At 59.9% G+C, this 22015-nt stretch carries 23 protein-coding genes and 4 tRNA genes; 9 read left to right on the forward strand and 18 right to left on the reverse strand.

What is annotated here, in order from left to right:
* Positions 1 to 2 precede the first annotated feature (2 nt).
* The 3 genes from flgM to IEG05_RS15955 all read left to right on the forward strand — a co-directional run bounded on the left by flgM (position 3) and on the right by IEG05_RS15955 (position 1655).
* Positions 3 to 332, forward strand: coding sequence for a flagellar biosynthesis anti-sigma factor FlgM (gene flgM / locus IEG05_RS15945; protein ID WP_046619867.1), 330 nt, complete (start codon positions 3 to 5; stop codon positions 330 to 332).
* Between the two features lie 42 nt (positions 333 to 374).
* Positions 375 to 845: a flagella synthesis protein FlgN gene (locus IEG05_RS15950; protein WP_046619868.1), complete on the forward strand. Its 471-nt coding sequence runs from the start codon at positions 375 to 377 to the stop codon at positions 843 to 845.
* A gap of 63 nt (positions 846 to 908) precedes the next feature.
* Complete coding sequence (locus tag IEG05_RS15955; protein WP_191122358.1) at positions 909 to 1655, forward strand: flagellar brake protein; 747 nt, start codon at positions 909 to 911, stop codon at positions 1653 to 1655.
* A gap of 116 nt (positions 1656 to 1771) precedes the next feature.
* Here IEG05_RS15955 and IEG05_RS15960 read toward each other — a convergent pair.
* Positions 1772 to 1848: transfer RNA gene (locus IEG05_RS15960), tRNA-Arg, on the reverse strand.
* Between the two features lie 270 nt (positions 1849 to 2118).
* Here IEG05_RS15960 and IEG05_RS15965 point away from each other — a divergent pair.
* The 3 genes from IEG05_RS15965 (at position 2119) to IEG05_RS15975 (ending at position 3098) form a co-directional block, all read left to right on the forward strand.
* Positions 2119 to 2331 carry a hypothetical protein gene (locus tag IEG05_RS15965; protein WP_042923622.1) on the forward strand — a complete coding sequence of 71 codons (213 nt, stop codon included), beginning with the start codon at positions 2119 to 2121 and terminating at the stop codon, positions 2329 to 2331.
* A 43-nt stretch (positions 2332 to 2374) separates the two neighbouring features.
* Positions 2375 to 2560 carry a PA3371 family protein gene (locus tag IEG05_RS15970; protein WP_014819749.1) on the forward strand — a complete coding sequence of 62 codons (186 nt, stop codon included), beginning with the start codon at positions 2375 to 2377 and terminating at the stop codon, positions 2558 to 2560.
* Positions 2561 to 2774: 214 nt separating this feature from the next.
* Positions 2775 to 3098 (forward strand): Arc family DNA-binding protein, encoded by a 324-nt coding sequence (locus tag IEG05_RS15975; RefSeq protein WP_003301308.1) that lies wholly within the window; start codon positions 2775 to 2777, stop codon positions 3096 to 3098.
* A 273-nt stretch (positions 3099 to 3371) separates the two neighbouring features.
* On the opposite strand, the gene IEG05_RS15980 is transcribed toward IEG05_RS15975, so the two are convergent.
* The 4 genes from IEG05_RS15980 to mgtE all read right to left on the reverse strand — a co-directional run bounded on the left by IEG05_RS15980 (position 3372) and on the right by mgtE (position 8142).
* On the reverse strand, positions 3372 to 4508 hold the full coding sequence (locus IEG05_RS15980) for a sodium ion-translocating decarboxylase subunit beta (protein WP_014819748.1): 1137 nt from the start codon (positions 4506 to 4508) through the stop codon (positions 3372 to 3374).
* A 10-nt stretch (positions 4509 to 4518) separates the two neighbouring features.
* Complete coding sequence (gene oadA, locus IEG05_RS15985; protein WP_046619873.1) at positions 4519 to 6303, reverse strand: sodium-extruding oxaloacetate decarboxylase subunit alpha; 1785 nt, start codon at positions 6301 to 6303, stop codon at positions 4519 to 4521.
* A 22-nt stretch (positions 6304 to 6325) separates the two neighbouring features.
* Positions 6326 to 6568 (reverse strand): OadG family protein, encoded by a 243-nt coding sequence (locus tag IEG05_RS15990; protein WP_041013465.1) that lies wholly within the window; start codon positions 6566 to 6568, stop codon positions 6326 to 6328.
* Positions 6569 to 6708: 140 nt separating this feature from the next.
* Positions 6709 to 8142 (reverse strand): magnesium transporter, encoded by a 1434-nt coding sequence (mgtE, locus tag IEG05_RS15995; RefSeq protein ID WP_125898277.1) that lies wholly within the window; start codon positions 8140 to 8142, stop codon positions 6709 to 6711.
* Between the two features lie 334 nt (positions 8143 to 8476).
* Here mgtE and IEG05_RS16000 point away from each other — a divergent pair, with 334 nt between their 5' ends.
* A complete protein-coding gene (locus tag IEG05_RS16000; protein WP_041754275.1) occupies positions 8477 to 8959 on the forward strand; it encodes a DUF4124 domain-containing protein in 483 nt (160 codons plus the stop codon).
* Positions 8960 to 9008: 49 nt separating this feature from the next.
* On the opposite strand, the gene IEG05_RS16005 is transcribed toward IEG05_RS16000, so the two are convergent.
* The 12 genes from IEG05_RS16005 to rnd form a co-directional block, all read right to left on the reverse strand.
* Positions 9009 to 9085: transfer RNA gene (locus tag IEG05_RS16005), tRNA-Arg, on the reverse strand.
* Positions 9086 to 9156: 71 nt separating this feature from the next.
* Positions 9157 to 9233, reverse strand: a tRNA-Arg gene (locus IEG05_RS16010).
* A gap of 111 nt (positions 9234 to 9344) precedes the next feature.
* A tRNA-Ser gene (locus IEG05_RS16015) sits at positions 9345 to 9435 on the reverse strand.
* A gap of 62 nt (positions 9436 to 9497) precedes the next feature.
* Positions 9498 to 9683, reverse strand: a complete 186-nt coding sequence (gene csrA, locus IEG05_RS16020) for a carbon storage regulator CsrA (protein WP_003283978.1) — start codon at positions 9681 to 9683, stop codon at positions 9498 to 9500.
* 179 nt (positions 9684 to 9862) lie between these two features.
* A complete protein-coding gene (locus IEG05_RS16025; RefSeq protein ID WP_003301319.1) occupies positions 9863 to 11101 on the reverse strand; it encodes an aspartate kinase in 1239 nt (412 codons plus the stop codon).
* Between the two features lie 120 nt (positions 11102 to 11221).
* Positions 11222 to 13846 carry an alanine--tRNA ligase gene (gene alaS / locus IEG05_RS16030; protein ID WP_191122359.1) on the reverse strand — a complete coding sequence of 875 codons (2625 nt, stop codon included), beginning with the start codon at positions 13844 to 13846 and terminating at the stop codon, positions 11222 to 11224.
* A 170-nt stretch (positions 13847 to 14016) separates the two neighbouring features.
* Positions 14017 to 15033, reverse strand: a complete 1017-nt coding sequence (ltaE, locus tag IEG05_RS16035; RefSeq protein WP_046619882.1) for a low-specificity L-threonine aldolase — start codon at positions 15031 to 15033, stop codon at positions 14017 to 14019.
* A 50-nt stretch (positions 15034 to 15083) separates the two neighbouring features.
* Positions 15084 to 16304, reverse strand: coding sequence for a M61 metallopeptidase family protein (locus IEG05_RS16040; protein ID WP_046619884.1), 1221 nt, complete (start codon positions 16302 to 16304; stop codon positions 15084 to 15086).
* Between the two features lie 67 nt (positions 16305 to 16371).
* A complete protein-coding gene (locus IEG05_RS16045; protein ID WP_046619886.1) occupies positions 16372 to 16821 on the reverse strand; it encodes a YcgN family cysteine cluster protein in 450 nt (149 codons plus the stop codon).
* 105 nt (positions 16822 to 16926) lie between these two features.
* Positions 16927 to 17328: a hypothetical protein gene (locus IEG05_RS16050; RefSeq protein ID WP_046619888.1), complete on the reverse strand. Its 402-nt coding sequence runs from the start codon at positions 17326 to 17328 to the stop codon at positions 16927 to 16929.
* Between the two features lie 87 nt (positions 17329 to 17415).
* Positions 17416 to 17709, reverse strand: coding sequence for a YcgL domain-containing protein (locus IEG05_RS16055; protein ID WP_014819737.1), 294 nt, complete (start codon positions 17707 to 17709; stop codon positions 17416 to 17418).
* Positions 17706 to 18830 (reverse strand): ribonuclease D, encoded by a 1125-nt coding sequence (rnd, locus tag IEG05_RS16060; RefSeq protein WP_046619890.1) that lies wholly within the window; start codon positions 18828 to 18830, stop codon positions 17706 to 17708. The genes IEG05_RS16055 and rnd overlap by 4 nt, the downstream gene beginning before the upstream one ends.
* A 141-nt stretch (positions 18831 to 18971) precedes the next feature.
* Between rnd and IEG05_RS16065 the strand changes: the two genes are divergently transcribed.
* Positions 18972 to 19817, forward strand: coding sequence for a sulfurtransferase (locus IEG05_RS16065; RefSeq protein ID WP_046619891.1), 846 nt, complete (start codon positions 18972 to 18974; stop codon positions 19815 to 19817).
* A gap of 197 nt (positions 19818 to 20014) precedes the next feature.
* Positions 20015 to 21337 carry an OmpP1/FadL family transporter gene (locus IEG05_RS16070; RefSeq protein WP_046619893.1) on the forward strand — a complete coding sequence of 441 codons (1323 nt, stop codon included), beginning with the start codon at positions 20015 to 20017 and terminating at the stop codon, positions 21335 to 21337.
* A gap of 48 nt (positions 21338 to 21385) precedes the next feature.
* Here IEG05_RS16070 and IEG05_RS16075 read toward each other — a convergent pair whose 3' ends face one another.
* Positions 21386 to 21934: a glutathione peroxidase gene (locus tag IEG05_RS16075; protein ID WP_023444363.1), complete on the reverse strand. Its 549-nt coding sequence runs from the start codon at positions 21932 to 21934 to the stop codon at positions 21386 to 21388.
* Positions 21935 to 22015 lie beyond the last annotated feature (81 nt).

The following is a 22015-nucleotide window of genomic DNA, read 5'->3' on the forward strand; positions in this document are numbered from 1 at the left end:
TCATGGTCATCGACTTCAATCGGCCCAACAGTCCACTGAACGCCCCTAACGGGCGCAGCGGCGTACAAGGCAACGAGCGTACTGCCGGCACCCAGCAAGGGCCTGCTAGCGAAGCGCCTAAAACCGACAGCGTCAACCCCAACACTAGCGACACCGTTCAACTGAGCCCTGAAGCCCAGCGCCTGCAGCACGCGGCTGACAAATTGAACGAGCAGCCCGCAGTGGACCAGGAGCGCGTTGAGAAGCTGAAACAGGCGATCGCTGATGGCTCCTACCAGGTTGATAGCCAACGCGTCGCATCCAAGCTGCTCGCGTTCGAGACCCAGCGCTGAACCTGAGCCGACACATATACGCAAGCAAGCCCAGAGCACGAAATGCAAGATACAGCCCTGCTTGAGCAGCTAACCGATGATATCGGTATCGCACGCCAGCTCCTTGAGCTCATCAATCAAGAGTTCACCGCACTGGGTGAACGCAATCTGGCGGAGCTAGAGGCGATATTAGCGAAGAAGCAGCCGTTACTGGCACTGCTTGGACAGCATGGCACTCAACGTAGCCAGTGGCTTGCGGGATTACAGCTGACGCCTGATCGCGCCGGACTTGAAGCGGCCGCAAATAGATCGAAGGACGGTGCGCTTATCCTTGAGCGAGCGCTATCGCTGGAGACAGAGCTTGAGCGCTGCCGTAGCGCCAATGAAAGAAATGGCCGTCTCATCCGAGCCAATCAAAGCGCCCTTGGCGGAATGCTGCACATTCTCCAAGGCAAGGACGATACACTTGGCCTGTATGACAATCGTGGCGGTTCCGCCAAGAACAAGCCGCAACGGCCTCTGAGCCAAGCCTGAACGATAGACCGCCACAAGGACGCAACGCGATGGTGACAACAATGCGCCGGAGAGCATCGGCCCGTGTCTAGCTTATTCCTCGGCGATGAAGGCCCGCAGCCTCCCAAGGTACTGACGGCGCCACTCGAGATTTACGCCAATCTGCGTCCCCTTCTGGACAACAACACCCCCCTCACGCTTCGCTTCCATGAGCGCAACCAGCGCTACCAGAGTTTTCTGGTTGAAATGAACCGTGAAACCGGCTGGATAGCGCTCGACGAATTGATCCCCAATGACGGCGAGAGACTGCTATTGCAAGGCGAGCCGATTCATATCGAAGGATTCTACGAAGGCGCACGAATCTCCTGGACGAGCGACCAACAGGTTCATACCGGCGAAATTGATGGCGCTCGCTGCTATTGGATCCCAACCCCGACAACGCTCACTTACCATCAGCGCCGCAATGCTTATCGCGCACAGCTGAAAGAGATCGCCGTCGCTGCGCAGCTCGGCGGCTCAACAGTAAGAAAGGCCCTGGAAGGCAGGCTGCTCGATATATCGGCTACTGGCTGCAAGCTGAGCGTAAAGGGCGATCAACAGGCCATCCTTCAAACGGGACAGGTCTACGAGATGATCGCGAAGCTGCCAATTGGCGCGATCCAGACGGAAGTCGAGCTTCGTCACGCGGCCATTGATGAAAAGTCTGGAACTTCGATCTGCGGGCTGCGCTTTCATCGCCTCAGCGGACTGACGCAACGTCAGATTGAAAAGCTCGTGTACCAGCTTCAACGCGACGCACGCCGCGACAACTCCGCCTCACCGTTCGGCTAATGCGCCGCGCAGCGGGCCTTGCCAGACCACCGCTCAGCTCAAGGCTTGTCGCGGAAAAGCGGCACAGCCGAGTCACAAGCCTTGCTATTTGAACGTGATCGCTGTGCGAAATCTTATGGCGTCCCAGGCGAGGTTCGAACTCACAACCTTCCCCTTAGGAGGGGGATGCTCTATCCAATTGAGCTACTGGGACATAACGCGGCGGGCATGGTAACGAGCCAAGCACGATTTGTCATGCGCATCGTAGACCTGATGCCATGCAGCCTCCTACAGCCGAATACGCCCCTCACACTCAAGCAATGCAAATTGCATGACCGCTATCAGTCATCCGTGCAAAGCGCAAGCAATACTCGCCCCAACACAAAGCCAACTTATTGATTTATAAGAATTTTTACCCAGATAAACTTTGGCACAGCTACTGCAATAGCTAGGCAAAGTTAACGTGACGCGAAGGATAACGCTCATGATCAAGTCGGCTTTTCTTCTTACTACAGGCTTTACATTTGCCGCCCTGACAGCCTCGCAGCTGCCATCCGCCGAACCGCAGCAACAGCGATACGAGCCCTCTTCCCAGTTCTCCATTCAGCGCACGAGCAATTTGGAACACGCACAGATCACCACCCTCAACTCAGGCGAGGCGAGCGTGCTCACTCAACCGCAACGCTGGGTGTTCTAAGGGATTCAGTTGAGCGCGGATGGTTCCGCAAAAGGAGTTACTCATGTCCAGATTTGCATTGACTTGCTTGCTTCTTACCGCAGCGTGCGGCTACGGTGCCTTCCTGGCCCCCCAAAGCCTGGCGACCTTGGATACCTTGTGCAAGGCAGGACTTGGCATATTCGGAAGCTTATCCCTGATCGCACTCATGATCGGACGCAGGATCAAGTTCGATCCAGTGCTGCGCTAAGACCCCATAGCCGGACGATAATCAGACTGGTTCACAGTAAAGGCATTTTGATAGCACGAGCAGTTTACTAATCAGAATATCGACGTACAATTGGCGTCATGAAGCCGTCTCCTAATTTTTAACCTGGCTGACGGAACAGCGAGTACTGGTGGTTGTCAGACCGGTGACTACCCCGGCAATACGCCAGCACGCCCACCTGACTAACCGGTTAATTATGCGCCCTATGAAACAGGCAGTTTATTCCAGCCGTACGGCTGACAAATTCGTTGTTCGGCTTCCCGACGGCATGCGTGAACGCATCGCCGAGGTAGCGCGGAATCATCACCGCAGCATGAACTCAGAAATCATCGCCAGATTGGAGCAGAGCCTGCTGCAGGAAGGCGCACTGGATGAAGATCTGAGCATGCGGCTCGACAGCCCAGAGCTGTCTCTTCACGAGCGAGAGCTTCTGCAGCGCTTTCGCCAGCTCGCTCACCGCCAGCAGAACGCGCTCATTGCATTGATCGCTCAGGACACCGAGCTCGCCAAAGAAGATTGACCCCGGACCAGCCACCAGCTGGAGACAGGTGACTGGCTCCAGCTGACGCTGTCTCTGATTACCCCTGCTTCCGGCTGCCACTCTCAGGCGGTCAACAAGTCAGCCAGCCGCATCAGTTCCCCCTTCATCATCGTCCTAGCCATCAAGACAGGCACGAATGTGCTTCGGACACACGGGTTGCGCCGAATCTATGGTCGACCCGAGATCCGCGCTCGATAAGAAGTTAGAACTTGGATGCAGCAAGGCGCCCCCGTTGCAGAGGCGCCTATACAACTAGCCTACAAAGTTGAGCAGCACCCCGGCCGCAACCGCAGAGCCGATGACACCTGCCACGTTGGGCCCCATGGCATGCATCAGCAGGAAGTTCTGAGGATTGGCCTCCAGCCCCACCTTGTTCGATACACGTGCAGCCATCGGCACAGCAGAGACTCCTGCGGAACCGATCAACGGATTGATCTTGTTCTCACTGAAACGGTTCATCACTTTGGCCATGAAAATACCCGCTGCGGTACCACCGCAAAAGGCAACCATACCCAGCACGAGAATCCCCAAGGTTTTCATCTGCAGGAAGGCCTCGGCCGATAGCTTCGAACCGACTGTCAGACCAAGAGCAATGGTAACGATGTTGATCAGGGCATTTCGTGAAGTATCCGCCAGGCGATCCACCACACCACATTCGCGCAACAGATTACCGAAGGCGAACATACCCACCAGCGGTGCGGCATCCGGCAGTAGCAAGCCGACCAGCAAACAGAGCACCAGCGGGAATACTATCTTCTCGACCTGCCCGACATGACGCAGTTGCGTCATGACGATTGCACGCTCCTCTTTGGTGGTCATCGCACGCATGATCGGCGGCTGAATCAGCGGCACGAGGGCCATGTAGGAATACGCGGCAACCGCAATCGGACCGAGCAACTCTGGGGCAAGCTTGGATGTCACGAAGATCGACGTTGGACCGTCTGCGCCCCCAATGATAGCGATCGACGCTGCCTCGCGCAGCGTGAACTCCATACCCGGAATCCCGGCAGCGGTCAGAGCAAGAGCGCCTAGCAGGGTCGCAAAGATTCCGAACTGCGCCGCTGCACCAAGCAGCAGGGTCTTTGGGTTGGCAAGCATGGGGCCAAAGTCGGTCATCGCGCCAACGCCCATGAAGATCAACAGCGGAAAGACGCTGGTCGGTAACCCTACCTCATAAAACAGATGCAGAATTCCGGCACCCTCGCCCATGTTGGCAACCGGGATGTTTGCCAGGATGCCACCGAACCCTATAGGGATCAGCAACAAAGGTTCGAATCCCTTCCGAATCGCCAGATAGATCAGCCCCAGACAGACGAAGATCATCAGCGCCTGCCCTGGCTCCAGATGGTACAGGCCGGTTCCGTGCCACAGCTTGAGCAACTTTTCCATGGGACTCCCCTTAGCCGATGCTCAGCAGACTGTCACCGACCGAAACCGCGTCGCCCACCTTGACGCTGACGGAGGCGACGGTGCCGGCCTTGAACGCACGGATCTCGGTTTCCATTTTCATGGCTTCGAGAATCATCACCAGATCGCCCTCCTGGACCAACTGTCCGGGCTGCACCAGCACTTTGAATATGTTGCCCGCCAGCGGCGCCGCCTGGGTTTCACCAGTGGCAGGCACGGCGGCAGAACCAGCAACCGCGCTGGTAGCGCCGCCACCAGCGCCGAGAGGCTTGATGCCCTCGATATCGCCGCCATCGCTCACTTGTACGACGAAAGATTTGCCGTTGACTTCAACGGTGTAGACCTCCGGCTTGCCCGCCTCTCGCGTTGGTAGATCGCCCCCGGTTGGCGCCGGCTCGAACGCGGATGGGTTTCCACGGTTCTCCAAAAACTTCAATCCGATCTGGGGGAATAGCGCATAGGTCAGCACGTCATCGATCGAATCCGTAGCGAGCTGGATGCCCTTCTCTTTTGCGATCCCTTTCAGTTCGGCAGTAAGTCGATCCATTTCCGGCTGCAGCAGGTCTGCGGGACGACAGGTGATCACCTCGGCCCCCTCCAGCACACGAGCCTGCAGCTCGGAATTGAAAGGCGCAGGGGCCGCACCATATTCACCTTTGAGCACGCCTGCCGTCTCTTTGGTGATCGACTTGTAGCGCTCTCCCATCAGCACATTGATCACCGCCTGGGTACCGACGATTTGCGACGTGGGCGTCACCAGCGGGATGAAGCCGAGGTCTTCACGAACGCGAGGGATTTCAGCAAGCACGTCGTCGAACTTGTCCAGAGCACCCTGCTCCTTCAGCTGACCTTCCATATTGGTCAACATGCCGCCGGGCACCTGAGCCACGAGGATTCGCGAGTCGACACCGCGCAGGGTGCCCTCGAATTTCGCGTACTTCTTGCGAACCTCGCGGAAGTACGCCGCGATTTCCTCGAGCAGCTCCAGGTTCAAGCCGGTATCGCGCTCCGTGCCCTGGAAAATAGCCACCACCGATTCCGTCGGAGAATGTCCGTAGGTCATCGATAGCGACGAAATGGCTGTATCGACATTGTCGATACCCGCTTCTACTGCCTTGAGAATGGCGGCCGTCGACAGGCCGGCTGTAGCGTGGCATTGCATATGGATCGGAATCGCAAGGCTGGACTTCAAGCGCGACACCAGCTCGAACGCCATGTACGGCGTAAGGATGCCTGCCATATCCTTGATCGCCACCGAGTCGGCGCCCATATCCTCGATCTGCTTTGCCAGATCGACCCACATCTCCAGCGTATGCACCGGACTGGTGGTATAGGAAATGGTGCCTTGTGCATGCTTGCCCTGTTGTTTGACGGCACGCAGGGCAGTTTCGAGATTGCGCGGATCGTTCATAGCGTCGAATACGCGAAAGACATCGACGCCATTTACAGCGGCGCGCTCGACGAATTTTTCCACGACATCATCGGCGTAGTGCCGATAGCCCAGCAGGTTCTGGCCTCGCAGCAGCATCTGCTGACGCGTGTTGGGCATGGCCTTCTTGAGTTCGCGAATGCGCTCCCAAGGGTCTTCTCCCAAGTAGCGGATACAGGCATCGAAGGTCGCGCCGCCCCAACTTTCCACCGACCAGAAGCCAACCTGATCGAGCTTGGCAGCGATCGGCAACATGTCTTCCAAGCGAACACGGGTGGCTAGAATGGATTGGTGCGCATCACGCAGCACCACATCGGTTATGCCGAGCGGCTGTTTAGCAATGGTCATGGAAGGAACTCCCTTTCCAGAGTCAACCGCGTCGCGCGCGGTGTTGATGAATCGCGGCCTGGATGGCTGCAAGAATATCCGCATCTGTTTCAGCGCTCGCAACCTGAGCGGCCGCTACTCGAGGCGCCGGCTCAGTGACGAAGCGGCCGGCGAGGTAGGACATCAAGCGAATGCAGAGGATCAACAGAACGAGAAAGGCGAAGACGAAACCGATGCCGAACAGCATGAGTTCGACGCCTTCGAGCAGGAGTTGGCTGGGGGTCATCGGGAGTTCCCTTGTCAGCAGCTCAAGCTGCTTGTTATTCGCTGCGTGGGTTCGGACACGTTTCGCGACACACGAAACGGCCGAACCTTAGCCCGAAACAGCGAAATAAGGCAAACCCCAATAAAGCGCGAAAAGTACCGCTACAGCAGAAAAATGGTCGCCAATCCAAGGAAAATGAAGAACCCGCCGCTGTCTGTCATGGCAGTGATCATGACGCTTGCCCCCATTGCCGGATCGCGCCCCAGGCGCGCCAGCGTCATAGGAATCAGCACGCCCATAAGCGCAGCGAGCAGCAGGTTCAGTGTCATAGCCGCCGTCATGACTACCCCCAGAGACCAGCTGCCATACAGCCACCAGGCCACCGCACCGATCACACCACCCCAGACCAGCCCGTTGACCAGGCCAACCCCGACCTCCTTGCGCAACAGTCGGGTCGTATTACCGGTACCCACCTGATCCAACGCCATTGCGCGCACGATCATGGTGATTGTCTGATTACCCGAATTTCCGCCAATGCCTGCGACAATTGGCATCAGGGCCGCGAGGGCCACGAGCCTCTCGATCGAACCATCGAACAGGCCGATTACCCGGGAGGCGATAAATGCAGTAACCAGGTTGACCGCGAGCCAGGCCCAACGGTTACGGACGGATTTCCAAACGGAGGCGAAGATGTCTTCCTCCTCGCGCAGACCGGCCATGTTGAGAACTTCGCTTTCACTCTCCTCACGGATAAGGTCGACCATCTCATCGATGGTCAGACGCCCGATCAGCTTGCCACCCTTGTCGACGACCGGCGTCGATACTAAGTCATAACGTTCGAAGGCCTGCGCCGCGTCATAGGCGTCTTCATCCGGGTGAAAGGTGACGGGGTCGCTGGCCATCACCTCCGCGACCTGTTTATCCGGATCGTTAACCAGTAATCGCTTGATCGGGAGCACGCCCTTGAGCACGCCGTCGTAGTCGACCACGAACAGCTTGTCGGTGTGGCCCGGCAACTCCTTGAGGCGGCGCAGATAACGCAACACCACTTCGAGACTGACATCCTCACGGATGGTCACCATCTCGAAGTCCATCAGTGCCCCGACCTGATCCTCTTCGTAGGACAGCGCTGATCGCACGCGCTCGCGCTGTTGCGCATCGAGGCTTTCCATCAACTCATGAACGACGTCGCGCGGCAACTCCGGCGCTAGGTCTGCCAGCTCGTCGGCGTCCATCTCCTTCGCCGCGGCAAGCAGTTCATGATCGTCCATATCGGCGATCAGCGTTTCCCGAACTGCGTCGGACACCTCGAGCAGGATATCGCCGTCTCGCTCGGCCTTGACCAGTTGCCAGACGGTCAGTCGCTCTTCGAGCGGTAGCGCTTCGAGAATGTGAGCGACGTCAGCAGGATGCAATTCGTCGAGCTTGCGTTGCAGCTCGGCGAGAATCTGACTCTCGTCGTAGATCTCAACCTGCTCGCCGTCATGCCGGTAATCGCCGTCCTGACCGAGGCGACGGCGCTGCAGCAGATCGACCACCTGCGCCAGGCGATCCTGCAGGGTCTCTTGGGGCTTTTTTGCTTCTACTTCTGTCATGGCGCACTCCACCCTGGCCGGGAGCACGCCAGGGAAAATCAATCAATCAGTACGTGATTGGCAAATTGGAAACGTGAACGACTACTGGGTAAGTCCATAAAGAAAGGTTGTTCCACAAACCCTGAGGGGCAGATGCGGGCATCATAACATCGCAATCAGCGGCCCGACGCGCTCAAACACGGCCATCACAAGGGCTGCGTCAAAGATGCAGAAGAGCTTGCGACGGAGAAGCCGACATTCTGTCGACGCCTTCACGCTGCGAAGAGACACGAATGTACGAGCAGCTTTTATTGAGTAGCCTGAATGGACAGTTGTTCAGTCATGGAGGACGAGAATGAGAGCACTGTCCATAGGTGTGAGCCTGCTATTGCTATCCACCCCCGCATTTTCAGCAAGCGTATTTCGCTGCGTCGACCAATCCGGGCATGTCACCTTCAGCCAGCAAGGCTGCCCGGAAAACCAAAGACAGCAACGGCAGCGCGCAACCAATCCAACACCCAGTTCAGGGAAAGCCGTGCCAATGGCGACCCTCAAGACCAGGAAAAGCCCCGCCGGCAGTGAAGGCGAAAGCCTGGCGATAGTCGCCGAACGAGATGACGGTTGCGGCAACAGAGTAACCGGCAGCGAACGGCGCAGCGCAATCATCAACAAACAGATCCGCACCGGCATGACTCGCAGTGACGTCGAAAGCGCATTCGGGCGACCGGAGAGCATCACAAGTAGCAACGGGCGGGAACGCCTGCGCTTTCGCAGCAGCAGCGGCCAGGTACGCACCGTCAGCTTCGACGAGTTCGGCTGCGTTCTTGGTAGACGCTAACGCTCGAAAACGAAAAAGGGCCTGCATCGCTGCAGGCCCTTCTCTTAGTTGGCGCACTCAGGAGGATTCGAACCTCCGACCGCTCGGTTCGTAGCCGAGTACTCTATCCAGCTGAGCTATGAGTGCGTAAGTGCTTGTTAGACCAGATCACCGCTGGTGGCTTGAGTGATCCGCATTTCTGCCGATCATTCGAAGTGTGGCGCACTCAGGAGGATTCGAACCTCCGACCGCTCGGTTCGTAGCCGAGTACTCTATCCAGCTGAGCTATGAGTGCGCTGAGCGTGCGCATTATAGGGAGTAAACATTGACGGTCAAGCACTTTGCCGTGGCGCTTTCTTGTATGAAAGCAGGCTGCCGCGAGAACCCTGAACCCTAGAATGCAAAATGGCGGAGAAGGGGGGATTCGAACCCCCGACACCCTTTTGAGGTGTACTCCCTTAGCAGGGGAGCGCCTTCGGCCACTCGGCCACCTCTCCGCAATACGGGGCGCATAATACCCATCTTTGCCCCGTTTGCAAAGCCGAAAATTACAGAAAAATTAGTGGCTTGGTTCCTGATCCTTCTCTTTCTGGATCCGTTGGTAAATCTCCTCGCGATGCACCGCCACCTCCTTGGGCGCATTGACGCCGATACGTACTTGGTTTCCTTTCACACCCAACACGGTGACAGTCACATCGTCACCCACCATCAGGGTTTCTCCAACCCGGCGAGTCAGAATCAGCATTCCTTTCTCCTTAAACGGATTCAGTTCAGTAAACAGTCTGCAAAGATAAATACGGAAAATGTCCGTAAAACATGAAGCTAGAGCCTTTCAACAGGTATTGACCCGCGCGCAGGAGCCTAAAGTTCCTTTTCGCATGACCCAATACGACAGAAGGCGCGGACTAGCGCGCCTTCTGCGAATCATTCCGCAGTATTGCCGGCGGGCGCATCAAGTTCGAACGCAGTATGCAAAGCACGCACGGCAAGCTCGAGGTACTTCTCCTCGATCACTACCGACACTTTGATTTCCGACGTCGAAATCATCTGGATGTTGATATTTTCCTTGGCCAGGGCCTCGAACATGCGGCTGGCTACGCCGGCATGCGAACGCATGCCTACGCCGACGATGGACACCTTGGCGATATCCGTATCGCCGATGACCTCACGAGCGCCCATCTCGGATGCAATGCCCTGCAATACCTGCAACGCATTGTTGTAGTCGTTGCGATGCACAGTGAACGTGAAGTCGGTGGTGTTATCGTGCGCGACGTTCTGCACGATCATATCCACTTCAACGTTCGCGGCGCTGATCGGACCGAGGATCTTGAACGCCACACCGGGCGTATCCGGGACCCCACGGATGGTCAGCTTGGCCTCGTCGCGGTTGAAGGCGATGCCGGAAATGATGGGCTGTTCCATGGATTCCTCTTCATCAAGGGTAATGAGGGTACCCGGACCCTCCTGAAAACTGTGCAGTACGCGCAGCGGGACGCTGTACTTACCGGCGAACTCAACCGCCCGAATCTGTAGCACCTTGGAGCCGAGGCTGGCCATTTCCAGCATCTCCTCGAAGGTGATCTTGTCCAGTCGCTGAGCCTTGGCCACGACCCGAGGATCGGTGGTATAGACGCCATCCACATCGGTATAGATCTGACATTCGTCGGCCTTCAGCGCAGCGGCCAGCGCCACGCCTGTGGTATCCGAGCCGCCACGACCCAAGGTAGTGATATTGCCCTTCTCGTCCACACCCTGGAAGCCAGCCACCACAACAACCCGCCCAGCCTTGATGTCGCGCTGGATCCGCTGGCCATCGATCTGCAGGATGCGTGCCTTGGTATGGGCGCTGTCGGTGAGGATACGAACCTGATTGCCAGTGTAGGACACCGCCGGTACGCCGCGCTTGATAAGCGCCATCGCCAACAGGGCAATGGTCACCTGCTCACCGGTGGAAACCATCACATCCAATTCTCGGGCGACCGGCTGATCACTGATCTGCTTGGCGAGATCGATCAGGCGGTTGGTTTCGCCACTCATTGCCGAGACGACCACGACGATATCGTCTCCACCGTCGCGGAACTTCTTGACCTTCTCGGCCACCTGCTCGATCCGCTCGACAGTGCCGACCGAGGTGCCTCCAAACTTCTGTACGATCAAAGCCATTGTTAGCCGCCTAGAGCCCCTGAAGGGCGATCATTAATCAAACAACCCCGAAACCTGCCAAGCACCGGCTCAACCAGACCCGCTCGACGGGCGCCGGCGGGACGCAGCACGGTAACTGAATCAAAGCCCCTGCTCGGTAAATGGCACCGCCAGTGCCAGCGCATCATCCAGCTTGGCGGGCTCGCTGCCGCCGCCTTGCGCCATATCCGGACGACCGCCCCCCTTGCCGCCAACCGCTGCCGCGGCCTGCTTCATCAGGTCGCCGGCCTTCAAACGACCAGTCAGGTCCTGGGTTACGCCCGCGACCAGCACCACTTTATCGTCCTGAACACCACCCAGGAGGATGACGGCGCTGCCCAGCTTGTTCTTCAGCTGGTCGACCAGCGCCAGCAACGCCTTGCCGTCCAGCCCGTCCTGGCGCGCAGCCAGCACGCGTACGCCCTTCACCTCGACTGCAGAGCCCGCCAGGTCATTGCCCGCAGCGCTGGCCGCCTTAGCCTTGAGCTGCTCGAGCTCCTTCTCCAGCTGACGGTTGCGCTCGAGGATGCCACCGAGCTTGTCAAGCAGATTGTCACGGCTGCCCTTGACCAGGTTCGCCGCCTCTTTCAGCTGTTCCTCGGCTGCATTGAGATAAGCCAATGCAGGTGCGCCAGTGACCGCCTCGATCCGCCGAACACCAGCCGCCACGCCGCCTTCGCAGGTGATCTTGAACAGCCCGATATCGCCAGTGCGGTTTACGTGAGTACCGCCGCACAACTCGACCGAGAAGCCACCGCCCATGGTCAGCACCCGCACGGAGTCACCGTACTTTTCACCGAACAACGCCATCGCTCCCTTGGCCTTGGCGGTATCGATATCGGTTTCCTCGATCTCCACCGCGGAGTTGCGGCGAATCTCGGCGTTGACCCGATCCTCCAGCGCGCGCAGCTGCTCTGGCTTGATCGCCTCGAAGTGGCTGAAGTCGAAGCGCAGGCGCTGGCTGTCCACCAGCGAGCCCTTCTGGCTGACGTGCTCGCCAAGAATCTCTCGCAGCGCGGCATGCAGCAGGTGTGTTGCCGAATGGTTGAGCGCAGTGGCCTGGCGCACGGACGCATCGACAGTCGCCTCGACATCCGCACCTACGTGCAGCGTGCCGCTGTCGACGATGCCGTGATGCAGGAATGCGCTGCCGGCCTTGCTGGTATCGCGGACATCGAAACGCAAGCCCTCTGCCGCCAGATAGCCACAGTCACCAATCTGGCCGCCGGACTCCGCATAGAACGGCGTCTGATCGAGCACCACGACGCCTTCCTCGCCAGCGCTCAGGCTGTCGACCACCATGCCTTCCTTGAACAGCGCAAGCACCTTACCGGCACCGGATGTGCCCTGGTAACCGAGGAAGCGCGTGTCGCCTTCCACTTTTACCAAGCTGTTGTAGTCCATGCCGAAGGCACTGGCCGAACGCGCACGCTCACGCTGCGCCTGCATTTCACGTTCGAAACCGTCTTCGTCGAGGGTCAGATTGCGCTCGCGGGCGATGTCGCCGGTCAGGTCGACCGGGAAGCCGTAGGTGTCGTACAGCTTGAACACCACATCGCCGGGTATGATGCTGCCAGTCAGGCCAGCCAGATCCTGCTCGAGGATTTTCAGGCCCTGTTCCAGGGTCTTGGCGAACTGTTCTTCCTCGTTCTTCAGCACACGCTCGATATGCGCCTGCTGCTGCTTGAGTTCAGGGAACGCATCGCCCATTTCCGCAACGAGTGCGGCGACGATACGGTGGAAGAAGCTGCCTTTGGCGCCCAGCTTGTTGCCGTGACGGCAGGCACGGCGAACGATGCGGCGCAGAACGTAACCGCGGCCTTCGTTGGACGGGGTAACGCCGTCGGCGATGAGGAAGCCGCAGGAGCGGATATGGTCGGCGACGACCTTCAGTGAAGCCTGACCTTCGTTGGCGCAGCCGATGGCATCCGCCGCTGCGTTGAGCAGACTCTGGAACAGATCGATTTCATAGTTCGAGTTGACGTGCTGCAGGACCGCACTGATGCGCTCGAGGCCCATCCCGGTGTCGACACTCGGCGCCGGCAGCGGATGCATGACGCCATCGGCCGTGCGGTTGAACTGCATGAAGACGTTGTTCCATATCTCGATGTAGCGATCGCCATCTTCCTCCGGCGAGCCGGGCGGGCCGCCCCAAATGTGCTCACCGTGGTCGAAGAAAATCTCGGTGCAGGGACCGCATGGGCCGGTGTCGCCCATCGCCCAGAAGTTGTCCGACGCGTAAGGGGCGCCCTTGTTGTCACCGATTCGCACCATGCGCTCGGCCGGCACGCCGACTTCCTTGGTCCAGATGTCGTAGGCCTCATCGTCGCTGGCATAGACGGTGACCCAGAGCTTCTCCTTGGGCAGGTTCAGCCACTTCTCGGACGTGAGGAACTCCCAGGCGTAAGTGATGGCGTCGCGCTTGAAATAGTCGCCGAAGCTGAAGTTGCCGAGCATCTCGAAGAAGGTGTGGTGACGCGCGGTGTAGCCGACGTTCTCCAGGTCATTGTGCTTGCCGCCCGCCCGCACGCACTTCTGGCTGGTGGTGGCGCGGGTGTAGGCGCGCTTTTCCAGGCCGAGGAAGCAGTCCTTGAACTGATTCATGCCGGCGTTGGTGAACAACAGGGTCGGGTCGTTCGCCGGAATCAGCGAACTTGAGGCCACGCGTGTGTGGCCCTTCTCTTCGAAGAAGCGGAGGAAGGCTTCACGGATTTCTGCGCTTTTCATAGATTTCTTCCAGAGGACTGCGGCCGAACGGCTGCAAAACGACACGGCGAGGCGAGACTACCGAAAACCGGTTCGCAACTACCCAACGGATAGCCGGCAAAGGGCCGCATTATATCGGGCCTGCGCGCCGGGTATAGGGGATAAAGGCGATTGAATCAAGCAATTCGACGTCAGCAACGGCCCATGTTTTCGGCAAATTCGGCGAATGCATTCACCACTACCGGAAGATGCTCGTCGTGCAGGTCCATATGGGTAACCAGCCGCAGCCGAGTCGCAGACGTCAGGCGAATGCCACGCTCCGCGCAGAAGGCCGTCAGCGCCGCTGCCTTTTCCCCCATCTCGACATAGACCATGTTGGTCTGCACCGGCTCCACAGCCAAGCCGAGGGCTGCCAACTCATCGCCGAGCTGTAGTGCACGACGATGGTCATCGGCCAATCGCCCGATGTTGTGCTCCAGCGCGTACAAGCCAGCGGCGGCGAGAATGCCGGCCTGGCGCATGCCGCCGCCGACCATCTTACGTAGGCGCCGGGCCTTGGCGATGAACGCCTCGCTGCCGCACAGCACCGAGCCGACTGGCGCGCCGAGGCCCTTGGACAGGCAGACCGACACCGTATCGAAATGCCGGGTGATCTCGCACGCATCGCAGCCGAGCTTCACCGCAGCGTTGTACAGCCGCGCGCCATCGAGGTGCAGCGCCAGCCCGTGACGATGGCTGAAGTCGCGAGCCGCGGCCAAGTAGTCCAGCGGCAGAACCTTGCCATGCATGGTGTTTTCCAGCGCGAGCAGGCGACTGCGGGCGAAGTGGAAATTGTCCGGTTTGATCGCGGCCTCGACACGCGCCAGATCCAGCGTTCCGTCGGCTTCCATTTCGATCGGCTGGGGCTGGATCGAGCCGAGCACGGCCGCTCCGCCGCCCTCGTATTTGTAGGTATGGGCCTGCTGCCCGACGATGTATTCATCGCCACGCTCGCAGTGCGCCATCAGCGCCAGCAGATTGCTCATGGTGCCGGACGGCACGAGCATCCCCGCAGAGAAGCCCAGGTCGGCTGCGAGGCGCCGTTCGAGCAGAATGACCGTTGGATCTTCGCCATAGACATCGTCACCGGTTTCGGCGGCAAGCATCGCTTCGCGCATTGCTGCGCTGGGCTGGGTAACGGTGTCGCTGCGTAGATCGATCACGGACATGAGATCCCCTCGGGCTCAGGACAAGGCCAACGACGCTATCGCGGCCGCCGTCAGCGCAGCAGGCGCGTATCGAGCACCTTCGAGCCACCACCCAGCAGCGTCTCGGTCATTTCGATGAAGACGTCGGTGCTGACTGTATCCATGCGCATCAAGCCACGACTGACGTCGTCGAGCGAATGGCGGCCCTTGCTGCGCTGACGGATCTCCTTGTCCAGCTCTTGCAACAGCAGCACGGCACGGGCGGTGATCGGCCCTGTCGAGCGCTCGGTGCGCAAGCTATCGACCTTGCGGCTCCACTTGGTCAGATGCTCACGTACCGCCTGGTAGCGGTCTTCGCTCATGCCGCCGGCGCGACGCACCAGTTCGATGGCGTAGTACTCGGCCAGCCCCTCAGTGATCCAGTCGCTGCGGTCGCTGTCCTTGATGCGGCTAAAGACGTGAACAAGCTCATGCACCAGCGAGCTTGTACCGTTCTCGCTGACAATCGGCCGATCGGCGTGCATGTACAGCGAGTTCGGACCGGACAACCCACCACGCCACATGGGGTCGCCGGCACCAACGATGAGCAGCTTCGCCGGGTCGCGGGGAAAGACGTTCTGTACCTGCGGCCAGACGAAGGTCAGCATCGTCAGAATATCCATCCGCCGGACGCCCTCTCCAACCGGCGCCGCGATGGTGACGTCCGTTTCGCCGAGCTTGGCGCGACGGGTACCGAGCTTGCCGGCGAGCATCCAGCCGGTCGGCCGGTCGAACAGCCGCTCACGGTTATCCACGCGGAAGCGATTCTTGCCGACACGCGGCCAGCCGGTTTCGATGCTCTTCCAACCCTCGGGCAGCTCGAAGGTGATGCGAGAAACCAGTTTCACACCGTCGACCTGATCGAGCCGGGCCGGCGGCACCAGATCATCGCCACGGAACAGCGCCCAATCACTGGTCATCCGTGCGTCGTAGCGTCCGTTGTCGCGCGGATGGCTGATACGCACGCGGTAGCTGAGACGCGCCTTGCCTTCGGCGGGTCGCCAGGCACCACGCTCCGGCGACGCCTGCAACCACTCTCCATCCGCTACGAAATCGCTGTAGTAGCCGTCATCGCCCAGATTGAACTCCAGGCTACGAACCGCTTCGCCTTTCTCCAGGATCAGTTGCACCTCGGCCTGATCCTCGTCGGGCAGAAAACGCACGTGATAGTCCAGGTCGACCCGCTTGGCCGCGTGGGCCTCAGCGCTGACGAAAAGAACAAGAGCGAACAGCGACAGCAGTCGAACAAGCATCAAGGAGAACTCCATCGGAAACGCGCGAGGTGTGCTGATCTTGAGACGATGCAAACGAGGCTTAGATTCAACCGGCACGGAAAATCAGGTGATCTTCCCAGTGCTCCTCGGCAACGCTGCCTTCGGCGAGCATCCGGCCCGACTGGGAAATCCGCTCGACGTGCACCGCTTCAGGGTCGCCACAGACCAGATGATGCCAGAGCGGCAGGTCCTTGCCCTCGGCCACCAGGCGGTAGGCGCAGGTGGGCGGTAGCCATTTGAACTGAGCAGCATCGGAAGCGTTCAGCTGTATGCAGTCCGGCACACTGGCGCGCCGGTTGGGATAATCGCTGCAGCGGCAGGTCTTCAAGTCGAGCAGCTTGCAGGCGATACGTGTGTAGTAAACGGCGCCGTCTTCCTCGTCCTCGAGCTTCTGCAGGCAGCAGAGGCCGCATCCGTCGCACAGCGACTCCCATTCCGCCGCATCGAGTTCGGCAAGGGTTTTGCGCATCCAGAAGGGTTCGACCTTGGCCGCCATGACTGTCACTACCGGTAAAAACCGGCAAGTCTAGCCACTGTCGGATATCCGGCCAAGAGCCGCCAGGCGGATGCCGCCGGTAGGAGCCGGGGGCTACATCGATCGCTACTGCTTGTCGAGCATCTGCCGGTGACTACGCATCTGCTCGAGCATCTGCTCCATGTGCTGGATACGCATGTCGAGCATCTCCTTGGACGGCGCGCCCATCATGCCGCCACTCATGGCGCCCTGCATCGGCTTGCCACCCTGCTTGCCCATTCCGCCGCCGGGCCCGCCCATCGGGCAGCCGGCCATGCCACCCATACCGGACTGCATGCTATGCCAATGCTCTTCGCGAAGTTTCTGTCGCTCCTGCGGGGTCTTCGCAGACTGCCAGGCCTGCCGGTACTCCTGCATCTTCTGCCAATGCTGCTGCCAGGCTTCGTTATCGCTGGAGGGCGTCTGCGCGCCGGCCGACATCGCCAGAGCCGCCATTACCGAACCGATCACCAAAGAACGCGTTTTCATCGTCGTCTCCTTATGCATGTACGGTCAGAAGAGCGTAGTTCCGATCCGGCCGACGCATCTTGTCCAGCGTCAGGATCGAGCAGGTGTTTACATCGGATCGTTCATGCGCAGCAGCTCTTCGGGAAGATGCTCGATGTAATCGTCCTCGGCGGGCGGCATCTGCAGGTGGTAGCCCTGTGCCTGGAGATTGGCGAGCACCTTAGTGATGTCTTCGCGTGCCAGTTGGCGCTCGGGCGTCAGCACCATTTCGAAGGCCAGCTGCGGCGGCCCGAACGCCGCGATCAGACCTTCGGGGACACGCTTGAGCGCATCGCGCTTTTCGACGTAAAGGTACATTCCGTCCTTGCGTGGGCTTTTGTAGATGGAACAGATGACTTTCATGGTCGTTTTTCCAGAGCATCGAGCAGGGCTTGCCCCATCCGCTCACGGCGCCAGCCGCGCAGCGATTCGGGCAGTTCATAGGGTCCATCGGGGTAGCCGCTCTTGAGCAGCGCCTCGAGCGTTTTCTTGCGCAACATCAGCTCCGGTGCGATATCCAGCGCCTGCGCTTCGCGCTGGCCGACCGCGCGCAGCTTTTTCAGCACGGACGACACCTCCAGGGGCAATGGTTCCGGTAGCGGTGCCGGCCAATCCTGTTCGGGCGTCGTCGCGGCCTCACGGATCATCTCCAGCAGCAATTCACCATCCTGGCGCACGGTACGCGGATGCATGTCCTCGATCCGGGCCAGCGTCACCAGATCGCGCGGCTGGGTGCGCGCCAGCGGCCAGAGACTGGCTTCGCGCAGCACGCGATTGCGCGGTTGGTTGCGCGCACGGGCCTGACGCTCGCGCCAGGCCGTCAGCACCTTGAGCACGGCGAGCTGCTGCGGCTTGAGCCGCCAGGCCTGCTTCACATCACGGTAGGCTTCATCGGGATCGGATTCGCGCTGCAGGTTGGCTACCAGCTCGGCACCATCCTCCAGTACCCAGGCACGCTTGTCCTCGGACAGCTTCGGCAGCAGCGCTTCGTACAACTCGGCCAGATGCTGGGCATCCTCGGCGGCATATCGCACCTGCATGTCACTCAGAGGCCGCTGCAACCAGTCCGAGCGCGTTTCGCCCTTGGGCAACTCGATGCCGAGTACCGCCTGGACCAGCCGCGAGTAGCCCATGGAGAAACCGATATTCAGGTAACCGGCCGCCAGCTGGGTGTCGAACAGCGGCTGCGGCAGGCTACCGGTCAAACGCAGCAGTACTTCGAGGTCTTCGCTGCAGGCGTGCAGCACTTTCACCACCGCCGGGTCTTGCAGCAACGCGGCAAACGCGGACCAGTCACGTACGCTCAGCGGGTCGATCAGATAGGCACGCCGCCCGTCACCGACCTGTATCAGCCCAGCGATGGGGTAGAAGGTATCGACCCTCATGAATTCGGTATCCACTGCCACATAGAGCAGCTGGCGCCATTCGGCGCACAGGTGAGTCAGATGTTCATCATCCAGAACCCATTGAGTTTCGATGGCCACACGGCCCTCCTTTTCGGCTGACGACCGGCGCACGGCCGAACGAGGCGCGCAGTATATATCGAGCATCCGAGCGGCCGGGGCATTCATGACCGCCACGCGCGCTGGTAGTGTTGACCGATCAATCCGCCTGGAACCGCACCGATGCCACTGGCCCAACTCATTACCGCCGCTGAGCTTGCCCAGCGCCTGCACACCCCCAACCTGCTGATTCTGGATTGCCGTTTCGCCCTGGAAGATCCGGCCTATGGCGGGCGTAGTTACAGGGAGGAGCATATTCCGGGCGCGCAGTTCGCCGATCTGGAAAAAGACCTGTCCGGCCCGGTGATCCCCGGCACCACCGGGCGCCACCCACTGCCGGAGCCTGAGCAGTTGCTGACTCGCCTGCGCCAATGGGGCCTCGGTGACGGCAGCGAGGTGGTGCTCTATGACGACGGCCCCGGCGCATTTGCCGCTCGGGCGTGGTGGCTGTTGCTGTGGCTGGGCAAGCGTGAGGGCGTCTACCTGCTGGACGGGGGCGTAAACGCTTGGCGAGAAGCGGGGTTGCCCATGGAAAGCACCACGCCCGCGGTGCAGCCGGGCCATTTCGACGGCAACGCAGACGACAGCATGGTCGTCGATGCAGCGCGACTGCAAGAACGCCTGCATAGCCCCGAGCTGGCACTGCTCGACGCACGTGCCCTGCCGCGTTTCCTCGGCGAGGTCGAGCCCATAGACCCGATCGGCGGGCATATTCCTGGTGCCGTTTGCGTGCCCTTCAGCGAGAACCTGGGCAGTGATGGTCGCTTTCTCGATGCCGAGCAGCTACGCGGCCGATTCGATCAGCTGCTAGACGGCAAGTCACCGCAAGTTGCAGTGGCCTATTGCGGCTCTGGTGTCACCGCCTGTCACAACCTGTTCGCGCTCTGTCTCGCGGGTTACCCACTGGCCAAGCTGTATCCGGGATCATGGAGCGAGTGGATCACCGACCCAAGCCGGCCGCGGGCATGATGCCGAGACAAGCCGCTGCGCCCAGCGCGCAGCGTGGCTCGCCAGTCAGAATACGTCCACGGGGTTTTCACCGAAGTTACATTTGTTTTCACGACCGTTAGTCGTCATCTTTACGAAAAATTGCAATTCATTGTCTTGCTACCTGTCGGAGAAAGTTGCTAGGTTCCGACCCGCTTTCATCCCGGAGTAGTAGAACAATGAAAACAACATGGTTGAAGACCGCGCTCGCGGTAGCCGTAGGCGCCTTGTCCACCCAGGCCATGGCCGCCGGTTTTGCCCTCAACGAACAAAGCATCAGCGGCATGGGCACCTCGTTTGCAGGTCGCTCCTCTTCCGCCGACGACGCCACCACCCTGTTCGGCAACCCTGCCGGCATGTCCCGCCTGAAGCGTGAGGAAGTCAGCTTCGGTATGGCGGCGATTCATGCGAAGACGGATATCAAGAACAATTCGGGATCGTTCTCCGGCCCTGCCTTGGGCGGCGCCAATCTGCCCTACGACGGTAGCAACGACGGCGACATGGTCCCGTTCACGGCCGTCCCGATGGGCTACTACGTCAAGCCGATCGACGATAAGTGGGCTGTTGGTGTGGGCGTGTATGTCCCGTTCGGCCTGGTCACCGATTATGAAAGCGGCTACCAGGGACGCTATTTCGGCGACTACAGCGAAGTCAGCGTGATCACTGTGCAACCAACCATCAGCTACCGTTTCAACGACAAGCTGTCGGTAGGTTTCGGGCCGACTATCAACCGTATCGAAGGTGAACTGCAAAGCACTTCGCCAAACCCTGTCGGCCCGCTGGGCTCCAACGACGGGCGTGTGAAAGTTACCGGTAACGACACGGCGCTGGGCTTCAACGCCGGTGTCCTTTACGAGTTCACCCCGCAAACCCGTGCTGGTGTCACCTACCATTCCAAGGTCGCCTACAAGCTGGAGGGTGACACCAAGCTCTCCGGCGGCAGCTTCGATCTGACCGGAGCGGCCGGCAAATACGACGCATCCCTTGATCTGGACACACCAGAATCGGTAGATATCTCGCTGACCCACGAGCTCAACGATCAGTGGACCCTGTACGGTGGTGCGATGTGGACCCGCTGGAGCCGCTTCGAAGCGATCATCATCGAAAACGATGGAATTCCAGGCCCGCTGCAAGGCAACCTTGCGCCCATCGTCGAAGAGCAGGACTGGCATGACACCTGGTCCTATGCCATCGGCGCAGCCTACAAGCTGAATCGTGAGTGGACCCTGCGTACTGGCCTGGCTTTCGACCAGAGCCCGACCAACAACGTACATCGCTCTCCGCGCATCCCGACCGGCGACCGCACGGCTATCAGCTTCGGCCTGGCCTGGAATCCGACTGACGACGTCACCGTCGACCTCGCTTATTCCTATCTGCGAGAGGAAGAAGTGGACATCAATCGCAGCCGCACCTACCAGGGCGGTGCGCTCGAGGCCAACTATGACGCGACGTTCAAGAACCGCGCCCACGGCTTTGGCGCTGCTCTGAGCTACCGCTTCTGATGTAGCGAAAGAACGAAAAAGCCCCGGTCCGCCGGGGCTTTTTTGTTTCTACCGTTCCAACGCCTTCTCCACCGCTGCGATCAGGCGCGGGTCATCCGGCGCGACCTTGCTGGAGAAATGCCCGACAACGCGCCCTTCCCTATCGACCACGTACTTGTAAAAGTTCCAGCGCGGCGCTGTTCCGGCCTGCTCGGCCAGCTGGCGAAACAACGGTGTCGCATCTCCACCCCGTACCGGCTGCGTCTGGGTCATGGTGAAGGTCACACCGTAATTCACGTAGCAGACCTCGGCCGTCTCGGCCTCGTCATCGGCCTCCTGGAAGAAGTCATCCGAGGGCACGCCGAGCACCTCCAGGCCGTCGTCCTTGTAGCGTTGATAGAGCGCTTCGAGTCCCTTGAACTGCCCGGTAAAGCCGCAATGGCTCGCGGTGTTGACCACCACCAAGGCCTTGCCCTGGAACTGGCTGCACAGATCGACGGTTTCCTTGGAGCGTAGCTTGGGCAACTCGTGCTGCAGCAGTGCCGGGCATTCGGCGGCAATCACCGAGGCGCTGGCAAAGACCAGCGACAGTGCCGCCAGGGGACGAGTGATATTCATGGCCAGTTCTCCGGTCGCGGGCTCACAACGCTACTCCGCCGCCGTGCCCGCGACAATGCCCGCGCAGGCCGAAGCGCGTCC

The organism is Stutzerimonas kunmingensis (assembly GCF_014764705.1).
GTDB lineage: Bacteria > Pseudomonadota > Gammaproteobacteria > Pseudomonadales > Pseudomonadaceae > Stutzerimonas.

Bases quoted from the DNA above. Each gene is read 5' to 3' on its own strand.
- IEG05_RS15980 (WP_014819748.1), bottom strand. From the start codon at position 4,508: ATGGAAAAGTTGCTCAAGCTGTGGCACGGAACCGGCCTGTACCATCTG.
- IEG05_RS16045 (WP_046619886.1), bottom strand. From the start codon at position 16,821: ATGGCGGCCAAGGTCGAACCCTTCTGGATGCGCAAAACCCTTGCCGAA.
- IEG05_RS16000 (WP_041754275.1), top strand. From the start codon at position 8,477: ATGAGAGCACTGTCCATAGGTGTGAGCCTGCTATTGCTATCCACCCCC.
- mgtE (WP_125898277.1), bottom strand. From the start codon at position 8,142: ATGACAGAAGTAGAAGCAAAAAAGCCCCAAGAGACCCTGCAGGATCGC.
- IEG05_RS15970 (WP_014819749.1), top strand. From the start codon at position 2,375: ATGTCCAGATTTGCATTGACTTGCTTGCTTCTTACCGCAGCGTGCGGC.
- IEG05_RS16025 (WP_003301319.1), bottom strand. From the start codon at position 11,101: ATGGCTTTGATCGTACAGAAGTTTGGAGGCACCTCGGTCGGCACTGTC.
- IEG05_RS15975 (WP_003301308.1), top strand. From the start codon at position 2,775: ATGCGCCCTATGAAACAGGCAGTTTATTCCAGCCGTACGGCTGACAAA.
- csrA (WP_003283978.1), bottom strand. From the start codon at position 9,683: ATGCTGATTCTGACTCGCCGGGTTGGAGAAACCCTGATGGTGGGTGAC.
- ltaE (WP_046619882.1), bottom strand. From the start codon at position 15,033: ATGTCCGTGATCGATCTACGCAGCGACACCGTTACCCAGCCCAGCGCA.
- IEG05_RS15965 (WP_042923622.1), top strand. From the start codon at position 2,119: ATGATCAAGTCGGCTTTTCTTCTTACTACAGGCTTTACATTTGCCGCC.
- IEG05_RS16070 (WP_046619893.1), top strand. From the start codon at position 20,015: ATGAAAACAACATGGTTGAAGACCGCGCTCGCGGTAGCCGTAGGCGCC.
- IEG05_RS15990 (WP_041013465.1), bottom strand. From the start codon at position 6,568: ATGACCCCCAGCCAACTCCTGCTCGAAGGCGTCGAACTCATGCTGTTC.
- flgM (WP_046619867.1), top strand. From the start codon at position 3: ATGGTCATCGACTTCAATCGGCCCAACAGTCCACTGAACGCCCCTAAC.
- IEG05_RS16050 (WP_046619888.1), bottom strand. From the start codon at position 17,328: ATGAAAACGCGTTCTTTGGTGATCGGTTCGGTAATGGCGGCTCTGGCG.
- IEG05_RS16040 (WP_046619884.1), bottom strand. From the start codon at position 16,304: ATGCTTGTTCGACTGCTGTCGCTGTTCGCTCTTGTTCTTTTCGTCAGC.
- IEG05_RS16065 (WP_046619891.1), top strand. From the start codon at position 18,972: ATGCCACTGGCCCAACTCATTACCGCCGCTGAGCTTGCCCAGCGCCTG.
- oadA (WP_046619873.1), bottom strand. From the start codon at position 6,303: ATGACCATTGCTAAACAGCCGCTCGGCATAACCGATGTGGTGCTGCGT.
- IEG05_RS15950 (WP_046619868.1), top strand. From the start codon at position 375: ATGCAAGATACAGCCCTGCTTGAGCAGCTAACCGATGATATCGGTATC.
- alaS (WP_191122359.1), bottom strand. From the start codon at position 13,846: ATGAAAAGCGCAGAAATCCGTGAAGCCTTCCTCCGCTTCTTCGAAGAG.
- IEG05_RS16075 (WP_023444363.1), bottom strand. From the start codon at position 21,934: ATGAATATCACTCGTCCCCTGGCGGCACTGTCGCTGGTCTTTGCCAGC.
- IEG05_RS16055 (WP_014819737.1), bottom strand. From the start codon at position 17,709: ATGAAAGTCATCTGTTCCATCTACAAAAGCCCACGCAAGGACGGAATG.